Raw genomic sequence first — 15,420 nt, 5'->3', positions numbered from 1 at the left:
TCTACCGCAGCTTCGGATTGAGGGCGTCGCGCAGCCAGTCGCCCAGGAGATTGACGGAGAGCACGAGGACGATCAGCGCAAGGCCGGGGAATATGGTGATCCACCACTCGCCGGAGAAGAGGAAGTCGTTGCCGATTCGGATCAAGGTGCCGAGCGAGGGCTGGGTCGGCGGCACGCCGACCCCGAGGAAGGACAGCGTCGCCTCCGTCAGGATCGCGAAGCCGAGCTGGAGCGTCGCGATGACCAGCACGGGGCCGAGGACGTTCGGCAGGACGTGGCTGACCATGATCCGCCCGCGGCCGAGCCCGATGACGCGGGCGGCCTGCACGTATTCCTTGTTGCGCTCCACCATGGTCGAGCCCCGCACGGTGCGCGCGAAGGACGGCCAGTTGGAGAAGCCGATGGCGAAGATCACGACGTAGAGCGCAAGCTGGTCATGCACGTCGCGCGGCAGGGCGGCGCGCACCATGCCGTCGATCAGCAGCGCGATCAGGATGGTGGGGAAGGTCAGCTTGATGTCGGCGATGCGCATCAGCAGCGAATCGACCGTGCCGCCAAGGTAGCCCGCTGCCAGCCCCGCCGCGATGCCGATGAAGACGGACATGACGACGGCGCAGAAGCCGACGAGCAGCGACACCCGCGCGCCGTACATGATGGCCGAGAGCACGTCGCGCCCCTGGTCGTCGGTGCCGAGGAGGTAGGTCGCCTCGCCCTCCGCCTCCCAGGCGGGCGGCTTGAAGGCGTCCATCAGCTGGAGCGAGGCGAGGTCGAAGGGGTTGTGGGGCGCGATCCAGGGCGCGAGCACCGCGCCGCCGATGCAGATCACGGCCACGATCGCCGAGGCGACGGTGATGGGCGACCGCGTGAAGGAATACCAGATGTCGCTGTCGAGGAAGCGTCGGATGGCCTGGGCCATGGTCAGTGCCCCCCCTTCCCGCCGCCGATCCGCAGCCTTGGGTCGACCGCGTAGTAGAGCAGGTCGACGATCAGGTTGATGGTCACGAACAGCGCCGCGATCAGCAGCAGGTAGGCCGCCATCACCGGGATGTCGGCCGCGCCCACGGACTGGATGAACAGCAGACCCATGCCCGGCCACTGGAACACCGTCTCCGTCACGATCGCGAAGGCGATGATGCCGCCGAGCTGGAGGCCGGCGATGGTGATGACCGGCACCAGCGTGTTCTTCAGCGCGTGTCCGAAATGCACCGCCCGGTTCGACAGGCCGCGCGCGCGGGCGAACTTGATGTAGTCCGTCCGCAGCACCTCCAGCATCTCGGCCCGCACCAGGCGCATGATCAGCGTCAGCTGGAACAGGCCGAGCGTCACGGCCGGCAGGATCAGCGCCTTGATGCCGCCCGCGGTCAGGTATCCCGTGCTCCACCAGCCCAGCCGCACCGTGTCCCCCCGCCCGAAGGACGGCAGCCAGCCCAGCCAGACGGAGAAGGTGAGGATCAGCAGGATGCCGATCAGGAAGGTGGGCAGCGACACGCCGATCAGGCTGAAGGTCAGGAAGAAGCGGCTCAGCCAGGAATTGCGGTAGAGCCCCGTGTAGACGCCCATCGGCACGCCGACCAGCAGCGCCAGGAAGGCCGCCGTCAGCGCCAGTTCCAGCGTCGCCGGCGCGCGTTCGGCGATGAGGTCGATCACCGGGCGGGACAGGCGGTAGGACAGGCCGAATTCCCCCTGCACGGCATTGCCGAGGAAGCGGAGGAACTGCACGAAGAAGGGCTGGTCCAGCCCGAGGTCGCGGATCAGCGCGGCGCGCTGCGCCTCGGTGTAGTCCTGGCCGAGCATGATGGCGACGGGATCGCCGACATAGGCGAACATCGCGAAGGACAGGAGCGCGACCGTCAGCATGACGGGCAGCGCCTGGAGGATGCGGGAGATGACGAAAGCGAACACGTTGTCTTCCTAAGCGCGCCGCGGCCCCGGGGTCTCCGGGGCCGCGGCCGGGTGTGGTCTCAGTTCACGACCATCCAGCGGAAATACGGCTGGTTGTTCGCCGCATGCGGGATGGTGACGTTGCTGCGCATGGCCCAGGGGATCATCTGGTGGTGCAGCGGGATGTGGGGCACGTCCTCGCGGTAGATGCGGAGCGCCTCGCGGATGGCGGCCTGCCGGCCATCGCCGGATTCGGTCTTCATCCGCGCCACCAGCTCGTCCATGCGCGGGTTGGAGTAGCGGCCGTAGTTCCAGATGCCGTCGCCCTGCGCGCCGTTCCGGGTCGCCAGCAGCGACTGGAAGGAATACAGCGCATCCAGCGTCGGCACGCCCCAGCCCAGCAGGTAGATGCTGGTGTCGTCGCGCTGGATCTGGGCGAAGAAGGGCGCGATGGGCTGCGCCCTCACCGTCGTCCGGATGCCGATGCGCGCCCACATCGCGGCGATCGCGGCGCAGATCTGCTCGTCGTTGATGTAGCGGTTGTTCGGGCAGTCGAGCGTGAGGCCGAAGCCGTTCGGATACCCTGCCTCGGCCAGCAGCGCGCGGGCGCGCGCGGGGTCATGGGGCAGGCGCACATCCTCCTCGGCGACGTAGCCGTTGACCTGGGGCGGGAAGAAGGTGCCGGTGACGATGCTCTGCCCGCGCATGGTGGTGCGGTGGATCGCCTGGATGTCGATGGCGTGGTACAGCGCCTGGCGCACGCGCAGGTCGCGGAAGGGGTTGCGGCCGCGCACATCGGCATACAGCAGCTCGTCGCGGAAGGTGTCCATCGCGAGGAAGATGGACCGCACCTCCGGCCCCTCCACCACCTTCACGCCCTGCGCGGACCGCAGGCGGTTCAGGTCCTGCAGCGGCGGGTCGAGCACGAAGTCCACCTCGCCCGACAGCAGCGCCGCGATGCGGGTCGCATCGGACGCGATGGGGCGGAAGACGATCTCGGTGACGTTGCCCGCCGTCTGGCCCGGCTCGGTCCAGCCGAACCAGTCCTCGTTGCGGCGCAGCACGGTGCGGACGTCGCCCTCGCGGCTCGCCAGGCGGAAGGCGCCGGTGCCGTTCGTGCTGCGGACGGTGTGCATCTCCTCCCGCGCGCGGGTGTTCTGCGGGCGGATGGCGTTGTGCCGCTCCGACCAGGAGCGGGACATCATGTACACCGAGGCGAACTTGTTCGGCAGGATCGGGTCGGCGACCTTCGTCACCACGTCCACCGTGAAGTCGTCCACCTTCTCGGCGTGATCGACGGTGTCGACGAAGATGCCGAAATTGGAGGTCGGCTGCAGGGCGCGGGTAATGGAGAAGACGACATCGTCCGCGGTGAAGGCTTCGCCCTCATGGAAGCGGACGCCCTGGCGCAGCACGAAACGCCAGCGCGTCGGCTCGACCTGCGTCCAGGACAGCGCAAGGCCAGGGCGCAGGGACAGGTCGGCGTTGCGGTGGATCAGCGGGTCGTAGATCTGCTGCAGAACCATCGTGACGGTGCCGATGTTCTGGCTGTGCGGGTCCATCGTGTTCGGGTCGCCCGACGCCGCCCAGCGCACGGTCCGCGCCTCTCCCATCCCGGCCGCCAGCGTGATCGCCGCGGCCAGCGCCGCGCCCCAGATCCTTCGCATCCCTCGATCTCCCTCTGGCACGGCAGGGGTCGTTCCGCCCATGTCCGCGCAGGAAAACTGCAATATCCCGACCACAGCGGGCGGGAAAGCCCGGATTCAGGTGGGGCGGCCGGGCACCTGCGGCTTTCCGCCCGCCGCCGCCCAGTCCTTGAGCAGCGTGAACCCCACGGCGAGCAGCACGGGGCCGAGGAACAGGCCGAGGAAGCCGAAGGCCAGCACGCCGCCGATGGCGCCGAGCAACGTCAGCAGCAGCGGCAGGTCCGCCCCGCGGCTGATCATCCAGGGCCGGATGAAGTTGTCGACGGAGGAGATGCCGAGCGCGCCATAGAGCACCATGAAGATGCCCCACCCCGTCTCGCCCTGGGTGAACAGCCAGATCGCGGCGGGAATCCAGACCAGCGGCGCCCCCACCGGCAGGATGGAGATGACCCCGGCCACCACGCCCAGCAGGACCGGCTGCGGCACGCCCGCGATCCAGAAGCCGATGGTGGTCATCGCCCCCTGCACCACCGCGGTGCCGAGAAGGCCGTAGACCACGCCGCGCGTGACGTCGCCGGTCAGCTGCATCAGCCGCCGCGCGGGCGGGCCGGCCAGGCGTTCCATCACCGCCTCGGCCTTGGCGGCCATGGCCGGGCCGTCGCGGTAGAAGAAGAAGGCGAGGAAGATGGCCAGCAGCAGCTCCGCCAGGCCGGACAGCACCGCCACCAGCAACGCCAGCGCATTCTGCGCGATGGTGCCGGCATAGGGGCGGATGGTGTCGAACAGCCCGGTGAAGGTCGCATCCCACCCCTGTAGCCATTCGCCGACATAGGCGCCGACGAATGGCAGGCCGGTCAGGAAGCCCGTCACCCCCGGCAGGCCGCCGACCAGCAGCCGCTCGAACCCGTCGCGCAGGCCCTCCACATCCTCCCGGCTGGTCGGCGCCGCGAACAGGATCGGCAGGCCGATCAGCAGGAATTCCAGCGTCACCATCACCAGCGCCGCCGCGGCGGGGCCGAGTCCCGTGCGTTCGCGCAGCATCCGGAAGGCCGGCCAGGTGGTGAAGACCAGGATCACCGCCCAGAGCAGGGCGGAGATGAAGGGGCGCAGCACCAGGAAGCAGCCGAAGCCCAGCAGCGCCAGCGCGAACAGCCCGATCAGCTTCGCCGGGTGGATGGGATCTCTCTCCATCGGACCGGCTTAGCGGGAATCGGGCGCCGTTGCACCTCCGCCGCCGTGCGGCGGGCTTGCCGGCCCCCGCCCCGCGGGGCATCACGACCGGCGCCAGAGGAGGGAGGTCCCGTCGCATGCCGCGCTTTGCCGCCAACCTGTCGATGATGTTCACCGAGCTTCCCTTCCTCGACCGCTTCGAAGCCGCCGCCAGGGCCGGCTTCGGGGCCGTGGAATTCCTGTTCCCCTACGATTTCCACGCCGCCGACATCGCCGCCCGGCTGAAGGGCGCGGGACTGCAGCAGGTGCTGTTCAACGCCCCGCCCGGCGACTGGACGAAGGGCGAGCGCGGCCAAGCGGCACTGCCCGGCCGCAAGGCGGAATTCCGCGACGGCTTCCGCCGGGCGCTCGACTACGCCGCCGCGCTGTCCTGCCCGCGGATCCATGTCATGTCCGGGCTCGCCCCCGCCGGCCTCGCGCATGACACGATGACCGCGACGCTGGCCGAGAACCTTGCCTGGGCCGCCGAACAGGCGGCGCCCGCCGGCGTCAGGCCGGTGATCGAGCCGATCAACCACCGCGACATCCCGGGCTTCTTCCTCAACACGACCGACCAGGCCGCCGCGATCATCGAGGCGGTGGGGGCGGACCGCGTGGGAATGCAGTTCGACCTCTACCACTGCCAGATCACCGAGGGCGACATCGTGAAGCGCGTCGAGCGGCACCTGCCGCTGATCGCCCACATGCAGGTCGCCGACAATCCCGGCCGCAACGAGCCCGGCACGGGTGAGGTCAACTGGCCCTTCGTCTTCCGCCGCATCGACGAACTCGGCTTCCGCGGCTGGATCGGCTGCGAATACCGCCCGGCCGGCGAGACGACCGCCGGCCTCACCTGGTTCGCCCCCTACAAGTAAGGACCGCAGACATGGCGAAGATCGGCTTCATCGGCCTCGGCATCATGGGCCGCCCCATGGCGGGGCACCTCAAGGCCGCGGGCCACGACGTGACGGTGGTGGAACGCCCCTCGCTCACCGACGCGGACCGCGCGGCCTTCGCCGTGGCGCCGACGGCGCAGGCGGTGGCGGCGGCGAACGACGTCGTCATCCTGATGGTGCCGGACACCCCCGATGTGGAAGCCGTGCTGTTCGGCGCAGGCGGCGTCGCCGCCGGCCTCCGCCCCGGCAGCCTGGTGATCGACATGTCGTCGGTCAGCCCGACCGCCACGAAGGCCTTCGCCGCGCGCATCAAGGCGCAGGGGGGCGAGTACCTGGACGCCCCCGTCTCGGGCGGCGAGGTGGGCGCGAAGAACGCGGCGCTGACGATCATGGTCGGCGGCGCCCCCGCCGCCTTCGAACGCGCGCTGCCGCTGTTCCAGGCGATGGGCAAGAACATCACCCTCGTCGGCGAGGAGAACGGCGCGGGCCAGACCTGCAAGGTCGCGAACCAGATCATCGTCGCCCTGACGATCGAGGCGGTGGGCGAGGCGCTGGTCTTCGCGTCCAAGGCCGGCGCGGACCCGGCCAAGGTGCGCCAGGCGCTGATGGGCGGGCTCGCCACCTCCCGCATCCTGGAACTGCATGGCGAGCGGATGATCAAGCGGACCTTCGCCCCGGGCTTCCGGATCGAACTGCACCAGAAGGACCTGAACCTGGCGCTCCAGGCCGGCCGGGAACTCGGCGTGGCGCTGCCCAACACCGCCTCCGCCGCGCAGCTTTTCGCGGCCTGCGCGGCCCAGGGCGGGGCGGCGCTGGACCATTCGGCGATGGTGAAGGCGCTGGAGACGATGGCGGCTCACAAGGTCGCACCGGACGCCTGACCGGCGGACGGTCCGGCGGCGCCGACGGCGCAGCGGCCGGTTGCCGCCGGACACGCGGCACCCGAGATGCGGGTGCCGTCCGTGCATCAATGCAACCCCTGCGAAAGACGTTGCGGCGGCGCCGGGGCGCCGCGCGTCATTTTCCGCGTTGCATCCCCCGAAAACGTCCCGCATTTTAGCCACCGCCGGCATGGCGTGAGATTCCGTCTCCGCCAGCGCGGTTGTATCTGATTCGGACGACCAACGGGGGATTGCATGCGATTCGCGGATATCGGGCAGCAGCTGCGCGCGTATCGCCTGGAATCCGGTCTCCGTGCCGAGGAGATCGCGGCCCGGCTCGGCGTCTCCCGCGCCGCCCTCTACCGCTACGAGAAGGGCGAGGTCATCAAGCTGGACACCATCCGGCGCCTGGCCGAGCTGCTGAAGATCTCCCCCCTCTCCCTCCTCGGCATCGGGGTCGAGTATTTCGCGCGCCCCCTCGCCTTCCAGGAACGGCTTCGCCAGGTGGAGGAGGGGGCCGACCAGATCCTGATGGTCGGCGGCGCCGTCTGCTACCAGACGACGAGCGACGCCTATGACGGCGCGATCGCCGAGGCCTGGACCGAAGGGGCCGATGCGGCGGCGGAGCGGCTGCAGGCCCGCGCCTCGGCCGACCAGGCGCTCGGCCTGCTCGCGGCGCGCAAGAAGCTGCACGCTGCGCGGCGGCCGACCATCATCGCCATCCTCGGCGAAGGCGCCCTGACGCGCCTGTTGCAGGGCGGCGTCGCCGCCGGCCTGCCCGTGCCCGAACGCACCCGCCAGCGTTGCCTCGCCGCCGCCCGGACCGAGGCGGAGGCGATCGCGGCGATGATGGAAAGCGTGCCGATCGGCGTGCAGCTCGGCCTCGCCTCGGGCGTCGAGCCGTCGGGCGGGTTCATGGTGCTGCGCGGGCGGGAGAGGGCGCATGTCGTCGCCTCACCCTTCGCCGCCGACACGCCGCCGAATGCCGGGCTCGGCGTCGCTTCCATCACCGCGGCGGACGAGGCGGTGGCCGCGCATCAGCGCGTCGCGGAATCGGCCTGGCGCGATGCGCTGAAGGGCGCGGCGGCGGCGGCACGGGTGCGGGACCTCATCAAGGCGGCGGGCTGACCGGCGGGCCCGCCCCGCCCGGGGCGGGCTGCCTTCCGGGCAGCGCCAGCGCGGTTACGCCCGGCATCACGTGCTGACCGATGCGGCCAGCGCAGCTGGCCGAGCGGCCGCCGCGGCAGGTGCCGCGCAGACCAGCCGGCGGATGCCGGCGCCCGGCGATTGAGGGCACAAAAAAGTATACGGTCGGTCGAGGCATTCGACCGATCGGATCAGACCGCGCGGTTGACCACCCGCTCGATCTCAGCCCGCACCAGCCGTTCCACCAGCGGCGGCAGGTGCTGGTCGAGCCAGGCCTTCAGCAGCGGCCGCAGTTCCTCCCGAACAACGTCCTCGATACTCGGGCCGCCACGATGCACCGGCGCCGACCGCTCCGCCGCGACGGTCCGGAGCAACTGGCCGAGCGCGGCCGTGGTGGCGGCCGCGACGGCGGGCGCGACGAGACCATCCGCCGGCAGGGCGGCCGCGGGCGGCGGCTCGGCCACAGGCGGCGCGGGCACGGGCGCGGGCGCGGGCTCCACCGGGGCGGTCTCGACCTCCATCCGGACGGTGACGGGCGGTGCGGGTGATGGCGTGGCGGGCGGGGCGACGAGCATCGCCTCGGTCAGTTCCAGGGGCTCCGCCGGCGGCGCCGGGGGTGAGGCGCCGTTCGGCGGCGCCGGCTGGGTCTCATCCTCGTTCAGGATGCGGCGGATGGACGCCAGGATGTCGTCCATCGCCGGATCGGCGCCGGGCTTCCCGCCGGCCTGCCCCGTCCCGCTCATCCCTCAGCGAGTCCGCTCGGCATAGTCGCCCCAGCCGACCCAGCGGTTCCGCACCTCCCGGTAATAGGCCTCCATGTCGTAGATCTGCACCGGCAGGTTCAGGTCGCGCGCCGTCAGGCGACCGACCGAGGACGCGACGCTGTGGGACGCCGTGATGACGTTCGCCAGCGCCCGCACGAGGCTGACGCGGGCATTCAGCAGTTCCTGCTCGGCGTTCAGCACGTCGAGCGTGGTGCGGCTGCCGACGATCGCCTCGCGCTGCACGCCGTCCAGCGCGATCTCTGCCGCGCGGATCTGGGCGCGCACGCTGTCCACCTGCGCGCGGGCAGCGGTCAGCGTCTCGAAGGCCTGGGTGGCCTGCTGCATGGCGGCGCGGCGCTGGTCCTCGACCACCTGCCGCGCCTGCTGCGCGGCCTGCCGGGCCTGGCGCACCTGCGCGTGCTCGCTGCCGCCCTGGTAGAGCGGCACGGTCAGGTTCGCGGTCACCTGACTGCCGTTCTGGCGCAGGCCGTCGCTGGTCTGGTTGTCGTTGCGGAACAGCGTGCCCGTCACGCTCACCTGCGGCAGCAGGGCGGAGAAGTTGACGTCGATCAGGTCCCGCGCCGCCGCCTCGTCGAACAGGGCGGCGACGACGTTCGGGTTGTTCTGCCCGGCCAGCGCCGCGGCGTCCCGCGCATTGCCCACCGGTGGCCGCAGCGGCTGCGGCGCGACCAGCCGCTCCGGCGGCTGCCCCACGAGGCGGGTGAAGGTCGCGCGGGAGGTCTGCAGCCGCCCTTCGGCATCGGCCCGCGCGGCGCGCGAGCCGGCAAGGCGGCTTTCGGCCTGCGCCACGTCGGTGCGGGTGATCTCGCCCACCCGGAAACGCTCGTTCGTCGCCTGGAGCTGGCGGGTCAGCACCTGCTCGTTGTTGATGTTGAGCCGCACTTCCTCCTGGTCGCGGATGACGGCGACATAGGCGTTCACCGTGTCCTGGAGGATCTGCTGTTCGGTCGCCAGCAGGCGCGCGCGCTGGCTCAGCACCTGGTTCTCCGCCCGGCGGGTGGAGGACTGGGTGCGGCCGCCGCGGTAGATCGGCTGCGTCACGCTCGCCTGCGTCGAGGTCACGTCACGCGACCGCCAGGCGGTGTTGGTCGGGAAGGCGGAGCCGAAGGCCTGGCCGTTGGTGGAGCCGGCGGACTGGCCGGCACTGCCGGTCACCTGCACGGTCGGGCGCCAGCCGGCCAGTGCCTGGGGCACGTTCTCGTCCACCGCGCGGAGCTGCGCGCGGGCGGCCTGAAGGCCGGGGTTGTTGGCATAGGCCAGCGCCAGCGCCTCCTGCAGCGTCTGGCCGGCGGCAGGCCGCGCCGCCGTGACGAGGGCCGGCGGGGCGAGCAGGAAGGCGGCCAGGGCGAGCGCGGTGCGGGACGGCATCATGGGCAACGAACTCCTGGGGCAGAGGCGGCCGGGCCGCCCGCCATCGGACTGGAACCGGCTTCCCCGCACGGGCTCAAAACACGAATCCGGGCGAACGGAGGAAGGCCGGCAGCGGCAGGGTGGCGCAATCGAAGGCGTCCGTCACGCTGAACGTTCCACCGATCCGCCGCCCGAGCACCGCGCGGGAGGAGAGCCCGCGCGAGGCTGCGGCCAGGACCGTGGCCAGCCGCCCGCCCTCGGCCAGCTGGGCGGCGATCCCCTCCGGCACTTCCGGCACCTCGCCCTCGATCAGGATCGCGTCATAGGGCGCGCCCGCGGCGTGGCCGGCCGCCAGGCCGCCATGCACGACCTGCACCGATCCCGGCGCGGCGAAGGCGGGCAGCAGGCTGCGCGCGGCCGCCGCGAGGGCCGCATCCTCCTCGAGCGCGACGACGCGCGCCCCGCAATGCGCCGCCACCGCCGAGGAATAGCCGCTGCCGGCACCGACGATCAGCAGCCGGTCCCCGTCGCGCAGCGCGAGGATCTGGAGCAGCTTGGCCAGCACCATCGGCTCCATCAGCGCGCGGCCACCGGGCAGGGGCACGTCCTCATCCGTGTAGGCGCGGGCCGCGAGGCCGGGGGGCAGGAAGCTCTCCCGCGGGATGTCGAGCATGGCGGACAGCAGCCGCGGGTCGGTGATCCGGTTCGGGCGCAGCTGCCCGTCCACCATGTGCCTGCGCGCCTGCGCCGTTCCGGCCGCCGTGTCGGGGTGCATCATCGCTGCCTCGTGCATGGGCGGGGTTATAGAAGCCGCGCCCGCCCGGGCCAAGCGGCCGGCCGCGCCGGGCGACGCCAAGCTTGACCGGCGCTGCGGCGTGCCGGATAGAGGCGCCGTCAGGGCCGCGTGGCAGAGTGGTGATGCACCGGACTGCAAATCCGTGAATGCCGGTTCGATTCCGGCCGCGGCCTGACCCCTTTCCTTTCCGCATCCGCCGCCCGGCACGGCCGCGAACCGACGCCACAGGCAGGTGAATTCCGGGAAGGGGCTTTTCGTCCCGCCGCGCCCCTGTTATAGGCCCGGCCCGCGGCTGATCCGGCGTGGCGCAGCGGTAGCGCAGCGGACTGTTAATCCGTTGGTCGTTGGTTCGAATCCAACCGCCGGAGCCATTCTTCCAGAACCCCCGCCGGCCCCGCGCCGGCGGGGGTTCGTCGTTCAGGGCCCGACCATGCCGACGCCTCGCCTCGTCATCCTCGATTTCGACGGCACGTTGGCCGACAGCTTCCCCTGGATGGTCGGCGCCCTGGCCGATGCGGCGCGGCGCTTTGGCTTCCGCAACCCCGACGCCGCCGCGATCGAGCAGCTGAGGGGCGAGCCGAACCGCAGCATCCTCAAGAGCCTCGGCGTGCCGGCCTGGAAGCTGCCCGCCATCGGGCTGCACATGCGGGCCCTCGCGGCCGCAGCGCCGCCGCCGCCGCTGTTCCCCGGCATCGAGGAGGCGCTGCACCGGCTGGCCGATGGCGGCGTCGTCCTCGCGCTGGCGAGTTCCAACGCCGAGGCGCAGATCCGCCGCACGCTGGGCCCGACGCTGGCCGCCCGCATCCCGCATCTCGCCTGCGAGGCGTCGCTGTTCGGCAAGGCGGCGCGCTTCCGCCGCATCCTGCGCGCGGCCGGCCTGCCGGCGGCGGGGGCCATCGCCATCGGCGACGAATCGCGCGACATCGAGGCCGCGCGGCAGGCGGGCATCGCGGCCGGCGCGGTCGCCTGGGGCTATGCCAGCCCCGGCCTGCTGCGCGCCCTGCGCCCGGATGCCTGGTTCGAGACGCCGGCCGACCTGGCGCGCCTGCTGCCCGGCTGACGTGCGCCGGGCATCAGATGCCGAAGCCCGAGGGGATGGGCAGCTTCTTGTTCACCGTCGCGGCGTTGAAGCCGGTCATCACATCCGTCTCGACCGGCACGAAGAGGTTGCCGGCGCCCTGGTGCGACCCGCCGGGGATGCCGCCATTTGCGACCTTCCAGGTGCACAGCGTCTTCCAGGCATTCAGCAGGCCCTTGAAGTCGTTCCACTTCACCGACACCGTGCTGTCGCCCTTCCGGATGATGCGCCAGCAAGCGAGGTTGACGATGGAGAAGCGCGCGGCCTCGCTGAAGAAGAAGGGGATGACGCGCATCGTGTCCTCGTTCGGCGCCCCGCCCAGCCCGTCGAGGAAGGCGGCGTCGAAGGTGCCGCGCGTGATCTTCAGCGTGGTCGTGCCGTAGGTCGGCACGGTGATCTGGAAGGTGCCGATCCGCACGACGTAGAGATCGGTCCCCCGCATCTCCAGCGTCAGTGTCTGACCGCCCGATGCGATGCGGATGAAGAAGTTTGGCGCCGCCGGCCCGATTCGCGGTCGCACCTCGTTCACGATGAATGTGTTGAACGCCCCTTCGGCATAGACCGCGGAAGCGGCCCCGTTCGGGTTGACCTGGAAGCTGTACGCCACGAACGCCTCTCCTCCGGATCCGCCTGTCAGGCGGGTCGGAGTGCAGCACAACTTGAAGCTGTATAACCAGAATAATTTCGCGTCGAAGATGGCTGACCGGCTGCGTCCTATGCCCGCAGTCGCGCGGCCGCGCCCGGGGCGATCCAGGCCAGGTCCCCCCCGGCGAAGGTCGCGACCGGCGCGCGCCGCGCCGGGTCCACCACCACCAGGTCGCCGCGCAGCCCCGGCGCGATCCGCCCGCGGTCGCGAAGCCCCGCCGCCTCGGCCGGATTCGCGCTGACCAGCGCCCAGGCCGCGCCGAGGTCCAGCGTGCCGCGGTCGGCCATCACGAAGGCCGCCTCCAGCATCGCCGGCCAGTAGTAGTCCGAGGCCAGCACGGTCACGAGCCCGCGTTCCGCCAGCGGCGCGGCGGAGGACCAGCCGAGATGGCTGCCGCCGCGCACCACGTTGGGCGCCCCCATGACCACATGCTCGCCCGCCGCGCGCGCGGCTTCCGCCACCGCCTCGGCCATCGGGAACTCGCAGATGGCGGCGCCGAGGGCGCGGAACTCCGCGCGCATCTCCGGGGTCTCGTCGTCATGGCTGAGAAGCGGGATGCCCGCGGCGCGCGCGGCATCCGACAGGCGCCGCCGTGCGGCCGGCACCTCGGCCCGGCGGGCGGCGACGCGCCCGGCCAGGGCCACGAACTCCGCCGTGCCCATCCCGGCGCGCTGCGCGTATTTCGACGCCTGCGCGGCATCGCCGAGCTTCCGCAGGATGCCCGGCGTGTGGTCGTTGTAGGCCAGCAGCTGCACCCGTCCGCGCGCGATGTCCCCCGCCACCTCGTCCAGCGCGTCGAGGTTGTCGGCCTCGAACCGGCAATGGATGCGCAGGTCGCAGCGCGTCAGCGGGCGTTCCGCCTCGACGGCGCCGAGCGTGGCGCGCCAGGCCTCGATCCCGCGCAGCCCCGGCTCCCAGGACAGGGTGACGCCGAGGAAGGCGGTGGTGATGCCGGCGGCCAGCAGCTGCGCCGCCGAATCGCGCAGCGCGAGCCGGGCGGGGAAGCCGATGCCCGGTCGCGGCTGCATCTGGCGCTCATGCGCGTCGCCATGGATGTCGACCAGCCCCGGCATGACCAGGAGCCCCGCGGCATCGAAGCGCGGCGCCCCCGGCGCGGCCTGCGCGATGCAGCCGTCGAGAAGCGCGACATCCGCGCGGGCGAGCCCGCCTTCGCCCAGGGCGAGGCCGCCCTCGATCCGCCATGCCATCAGGGTCAGGACTCCACCACCAGCTGCACCCGCCCCGATGCGTAGCGGGAGAAGGTCACGTCCACCACCTGGCCCGCGGGGTCGGTGTTCACCGCTTCCGCCACCAGCACCGGGCGGCTGCGCGACTGCTGCAGCAGCTCCGCCTCCTCCGGCGTCGGCAGGCGCGCGGTCACGCGCGTGACCCTGCGGCGGTAATCCGGCACGCCGCAGGCGGCGAGCGCGGCGGTGATGGAGGGATCCGCCGCCAGCAGCCCGGGCAGCCGCGCGAAGCGCGCCGCCGGGAAGTGGTGGGTGCCGATCACCACCGGGCGGCCATCCGCCAGCGCCAGCCGCTCCACCAGCACGACGGCGCGCCCGCGCCGAAGCCCGAGCTGCGCGGCAAGCGCGGCCTCGGCCGGGATCTCCGCGACGCGCAGGATGCGCCCGGCGGGTTCGCGGTTCTGCCTGCGGATGTTCTCGGAAAAGCGGGTGCGCGGGCCGAGCGGATAGTCCAGCACGTCCTCGGCCACGAAGCTGCCGCGCCCCTGCTCGATGCGGACCAGGCCCCTCGCCTCCAGTTCCTCCATCGCGCGGCGGACGGTGTGGCGGTTCACGGCGAAGCGCAGCGACAGCTCCGCCTCGGTCGGCAGGCGCGCGCCGGGGCGGTGCGTGCCGCCCGCGATCTCACGCTCGATCGCCTGGGCGATCTGGCGCCAGAGGGAGACACCCTCGCCCCGCGTCAGGCCGGGCGTGGGGGCGGGCCCATCCGTCATCGAATGTTCAACCTTGCGCACCGCGTCCACTGCCATTTTCGCGTTGACCCTACGCAGGCGGACGACTAGTCGTCTAGATAAATCGAGGACAGCAGATGACCGGTTCCGACGATCCCGCGGTGCGGGAGGGGGACGCGGCGGCCCCGACCGATCGCCGCCGCTGGATGGGCATCCTGGCGCGCGCGACCGGCGCCGAGATCGCCGCGCGGCTGGCCGCCCTGCCCGCCCCCCCGCCCCATGCCCGCCTGCGCGGGCCGGAAACCGGGCTCGTCATGGTGCGCGGCCGCGCGGGCGGCGACGGCGCGCCCTTCAACCTCGGCGAGATGACCGTCACGCGCTGCACCGTGCGGCTGGCGGAAGGCCCGGTCGGCCACGCCTATGTCGCCGGGCGGGATGCGCGGCAGGCCGAACTCGCCGCCCTGGTCGATGCGCTGATGCAGGATGCGGCGCGGCGCGCGGCGGTGGAATCGGCGGTGATCGCGCCGCTGGCCGCCGCACAGGCCGCACGGCGGGACGAGGTGGCGCGGCGCGCAGCGGCGACGAAGGTGCAGTTCTTCACGATGCAGCAGATGCGATGAACGCGACCACCCGCTTCCGCGGCTTCGCCGATCCCGTGCTGGACGGCCAGGCCTGCTTCCGCGCGGTGCTGGAGGCGATGTCGCGCCCCGGCCGCGTGCAGCGCATCGTCCCGCCGGCCGAATGCCCGCCCGGCCTTTCGCCCGCCGCCGCGGCCGTGCTGCTGACGCTGGTGGACGGCGACACCCGGCTCCGGCTCGGCGCCGGCGCCGAAGCCCTCGCCTGGGTGCGCTTCCATTGCGGCTGCCCGCTGGTGGCGGACGGCGCCGATTTCGTGCTGGACCCTACGGCCCCGCTGCTCTCCCTGCCCGCCGGCACGGAGGAGGAGCCGGAAGCGGGTGCGACGCTGATCCTCGACGTCGCGGCGCTGGAAGCCGGGCGCGGCTGGCGCCTGACCGGGCCCGGCATCCGGGACGCGCACCGCCTGCATGTCGCCGGCGCGCCGGCCGGCTTCGTCGCGGACTGGGCGCGCAACCGCGCCCGCCACCCGCGCGGCGTCGATGTCATCCTCTGCGCGGGCGACCGCATCGCGGCCCTGCCCCGCACCACGACGGTGGAGGACGCCTGAGC

16 protein-coding genes and 2 tRNA genes are annotated in these 15,420 nt (G+C 72.1%); 8 read left to right on the top strand and 10 right to left on the bottom strand.

Going from position 1 to position 15,420, the window contains the following annotated elements; all coding sequences use genetic code 11:
- Nucleotide 1: 1 nt before the first annotated feature.
- From ACK8OX_RS03045 to ACK8OX_RS03030, 4 genes are all read right to left on the bottom strand, one after another.
- On the bottom strand, nucleotides 2-916 hold the full coding sequence (locus tag ACK8OX_RS03045) for an ABC transporter permease (protein ID WP_430662445.1): 915 nt from the start codon (nucleotides 914-916) through the stop codon (nucleotides 2-4).
- Between the two features lie 2 nt (nucleotides 917-918).
- On the bottom strand, nucleotides 919-1,902 hold the full coding sequence (locus ACK8OX_RS03040) for an ABC transporter permease (protein WP_430662444.1): 984 nt from the start codon (nucleotides 1,900-1,902) through the stop codon (nucleotides 919-921).
- A 59-nt stretch (nucleotides 1,903-1,961) separates the two neighbouring features.
- Nucleotides 1,962-3,548: an ABC transporter substrate-binding protein gene (locus ACK8OX_RS03035; RefSeq protein ID WP_430662443.1), complete on the bottom strand. Its 1,587-nt coding sequence runs from the start codon at nucleotides 3,546-3,548 to the stop codon at nucleotides 1,962-1,964.
- A 96-nt stretch (nucleotides 3,549-3,644) separates the two neighbouring features.
- Nucleotides 3,645-4,718, bottom strand: coding sequence for an AI-2E family transporter (locus ACK8OX_RS03030; protein WP_430662442.1), 1,074 nt, complete (start codon nucleotides 4,716-4,718; stop codon nucleotides 3,645-3,647).
- A 116-nt stretch (nucleotides 4,719-4,834) separates the two neighbouring features.
- Between ACK8OX_RS03030 and otnI the strand changes: the two genes are divergently transcribed.
- The 3 genes from otnI to ACK8OX_RS03015 all read left to right on the top strand — a co-directional run bounded on the left by otnI (nucleotide 4,835) and on the right by ACK8OX_RS03015 (nucleotide 7,641).
- Nucleotides 4,835-5,611 carry a 2-oxo-tetronate isomerase gene (gene otnI, locus ACK8OX_RS03025; protein ID WP_430662441.1) on the top strand — a complete coding sequence of 259 codons (777 nt, stop codon included), beginning with the start codon at nucleotides 4,835-4,837 and terminating at the stop codon, nucleotides 5,609-5,611.
- A gap of 11 nt (nucleotides 5,612-5,622) precedes the next feature.
- On the top strand, nucleotides 5,623-6,513 hold the full coding sequence (locus ACK8OX_RS03020) for a 2-hydroxy-3-oxopropionate reductase (RefSeq protein ID WP_430662440.1): 891 nt from the start codon (nucleotides 5,623-5,625) through the stop codon (nucleotides 6,511-6,513).
- A 255-nt stretch (nucleotides 6,514-6,768) separates the two neighbouring features.
- Nucleotides 6,769-7,641 (top strand): helix-turn-helix domain-containing protein, encoded by an 873-nt coding sequence (locus ACK8OX_RS03015; RefSeq protein ID WP_430662439.1) that lies wholly within the window; start codon nucleotides 6,769-6,771, stop codon nucleotides 7,639-7,641.
- Nucleotides 7,642-7,850: 209 nt separating this feature from the next.
- On the opposite strand, the gene ACK8OX_RS03010 is transcribed toward ACK8OX_RS03015, so the two are convergent.
- The 3 genes from ACK8OX_RS03010 to ACK8OX_RS03000 all read right to left on the bottom strand — a co-directional run bounded on the left by ACK8OX_RS03010 (nucleotide 7,851) and on the right by ACK8OX_RS03000 (nucleotide 10,587).
- Entirely contained in the window at nucleotides 7,851-8,402 is a 552-nt protein-coding gene (locus ACK8OX_RS03010) for a DUF2497 domain-containing protein (RefSeq protein WP_430662438.1), read from the bottom strand.
- A 3-nt stretch (nucleotides 8,403-8,405) separates the two neighbouring features.
- Nucleotides 8,406-9,815: a TolC family outer membrane protein gene (locus tag ACK8OX_RS03005; protein ID WP_430662437.1), complete on the bottom strand. Its 1,410-nt coding sequence runs from the start codon at nucleotides 9,813-9,815 to the stop codon at nucleotides 8,406-8,408.
- Nucleotides 9,816-9,888: 73 nt separating this feature from the next.
- Nucleotides 9,889-10,587: a protein-L-isoaspartate O-methyltransferase family protein gene (locus ACK8OX_RS03000; RefSeq protein WP_430662436.1), complete on the bottom strand. Its 699-nt coding sequence runs from the start codon at nucleotides 10,585-10,587 to the stop codon at nucleotides 9,889-9,891.
- A 105-nt stretch (nucleotides 10,588-10,692) separates the two neighbouring features.
- On the opposite strand from ACK8OX_RS03000, the gene ACK8OX_RS02995 reads away from it, so the two are divergent.
- The 3 genes from ACK8OX_RS02995 to ACK8OX_RS02985 all read left to right on the top strand — a co-directional run bounded on the left by ACK8OX_RS02995 (nucleotide 10,693) and on the right by ACK8OX_RS02985 (nucleotide 11,650).
- Nucleotides 10,693-10,763, top strand: a tRNA-Cys gene (locus ACK8OX_RS02995).
- Between the two features lie 123 nt (nucleotides 10,764-10,886).
- Nucleotides 10,887-10,961, top strand: a tRNA-Asn gene (locus ACK8OX_RS02990).
- Between the two features lie 59 nt (nucleotides 10,962-11,020).
- Nucleotides 11,021-11,650 (top strand): HAD hydrolase-like protein, encoded by a 630-nt coding sequence (locus ACK8OX_RS02985; RefSeq protein WP_430662435.1) that lies wholly within the window; start codon nucleotides 11,021-11,023, stop codon nucleotides 11,648-11,650.
- 13 nt (nucleotides 11,651-11,663) lie between these two features.
- Here ACK8OX_RS02985 and ACK8OX_RS02980 read toward each other — a convergent pair whose 3' ends face one another.
- The 3 genes from ACK8OX_RS02980 to phnF all read right to left on the bottom strand — a co-directional run bounded on the left by ACK8OX_RS02980 (nucleotide 11,664) and on the right by phnF (nucleotide 14,274).
- A complete protein-coding gene (locus ACK8OX_RS02980; RefSeq protein ID WP_430662434.1) occupies nucleotides 11,664-12,275 on the bottom strand; it encodes a hypothetical protein in 612 nt (203 codons plus the stop codon).
- Between the two features lie 107 nt (nucleotides 12,276-12,382).
- Nucleotides 12,383-13,522 carry an alpha-D-ribose 1-methylphosphonate 5-triphosphate diphosphatase gene (locus ACK8OX_RS02975; RefSeq protein WP_430662433.1) on the bottom strand — a complete coding sequence of 380 codons (1,140 nt, stop codon included), beginning with the start codon at nucleotides 13,520-13,522 and terminating at the stop codon, nucleotides 12,383-12,385.
- A gap of 5 nt (nucleotides 13,523-13,527) precedes the next feature.
- A complete protein-coding gene (gene phnF / locus ACK8OX_RS02970; protein WP_430662432.1) occupies nucleotides 13,528-14,274 on the bottom strand; it encodes a phosphonate metabolism transcriptional regulator PhnF in 747 nt (248 codons plus the stop codon).
- 95 nt (nucleotides 14,275-14,369) lie between these two features.
- Here phnF and phnG point away from each other — a divergent pair, with 95 nt between their 5' ends.
- On the top strand, nucleotides 14,370-14,852 hold the full coding sequence (phnG, locus tag ACK8OX_RS02965) for a phosphonate C-P lyase system protein PhnG (protein ID WP_430662431.1): 483 nt from the start codon (nucleotides 14,370-14,372) through the stop codon (nucleotides 14,850-14,852).
- Nucleotides 14,849-15,418, top strand: a complete 570-nt coding sequence (phnH, locus tag ACK8OX_RS02960) for a phosphonate C-P lyase system protein PhnH (protein WP_430662430.1) — start codon at nucleotides 14,849-14,851, stop codon at nucleotides 15,416-15,418. Before phnG ends, phnH begins: the two co-directional genes overlap by 4 nt.
- Nucleotides 15,419-15,420: the final 2 nt, after the last annotated feature.

The sequence above is a fragment of the Falsiroseomonas sp. CW058 genome (genome assembly GCF_050563535.1).
Taxonomy (GTDB): Bacteria; Pseudomonadota; Alphaproteobacteria; order Acetobacterales; family Acetobacteraceae; genus Falsiroseomonas.
Note: the sequence above shows the minus strand (reverse complement) of the source record. Positions and strands in the feature narration are given on the sequence as shown.

Coding starts and splice junctions, on each gene's coding strand:
- phnF (WP_430662432.1), bottom strand. CDS start 14,274: ATGACGGATGGGCCCGCCCCCACGCCCGGCCTGACGCGGGGCGAGGGT.
- ACK8OX_RS03000 (WP_430662436.1), bottom strand. CDS start 10,587: ATGCACGAGGCAGCGATGATGCACCCCGACACGGCGGCCGGAACGGCG.
- phnH (WP_430662430.1), top strand. CDS start 14,849: ATGAACGCGACCACCCGCTTCCGCGGCTTCGCCGATCCCGTGCTGGAC.
- ACK8OX_RS03030 (WP_430662442.1), bottom strand. CDS start 4,718: ATGGAGAGAGATCCCATCCACCCGGCGAAGCTGATCGGGCTGTTCGCG.
- ACK8OX_RS03010 (WP_430662438.1), bottom strand. CDS start 8,402: ATGAGCGGGACGGGGCAGGCCGGCGGGAAGCCCGGCGCCGATCCGGCG.
- ACK8OX_RS02985 (WP_430662435.1), top strand. CDS start 11,021: ATGCCGACGCCTCGCCTCGTCATCCTCGATTTCGACGGCACGTTGGCC.
- ACK8OX_RS03045 (WP_430662445.1), bottom strand. CDS start 916: ATGGCCCAGGCCATCCGACGCTTCCTCGACAGCGACATCTGGTATTCC.
- ACK8OX_RS03015 (WP_430662439.1), top strand. CDS start 6,769: ATGCGATTCGCGGATATCGGGCAGCAGCTGCGCGCGTATCGCCTGGAA.
- ACK8OX_RS02975 (WP_430662433.1), bottom strand. CDS start 13,522: ATGGCATGGCGGATCGAGGGCGGCCTCGCCCTGGGCGAAGGCGGGCTC.
- ACK8OX_RS03005 (WP_430662437.1), bottom strand. CDS start 9,815: ATGATGCCGTCCCGCACCGCGCTCGCCCTGGCCGCCTTCCTGCTCGCC.
- ACK8OX_RS03020 (WP_430662440.1), top strand. CDS start 5,623: ATGGCGAAGATCGGCTTCATCGGCCTCGGCATCATGGGCCGCCCCATG.
- otnI (WP_430662441.1), top strand. CDS start 4,835: ATGCCGCGCTTTGCCGCCAACCTGTCGATGATGTTCACCGAGCTTCCC.
- ACK8OX_RS03035 (WP_430662443.1), bottom strand. CDS start 3,548: ATGCGAAGGATCTGGGGCGCGGCGCTGGCCGCGGCGATCACGCTGGCG.
- phnG (WP_430662431.1), top strand. CDS start 14,370: ATGACCGGTTCCGACGATCCCGCGGTGCGGGAGGGGGACGCGGCGGCC.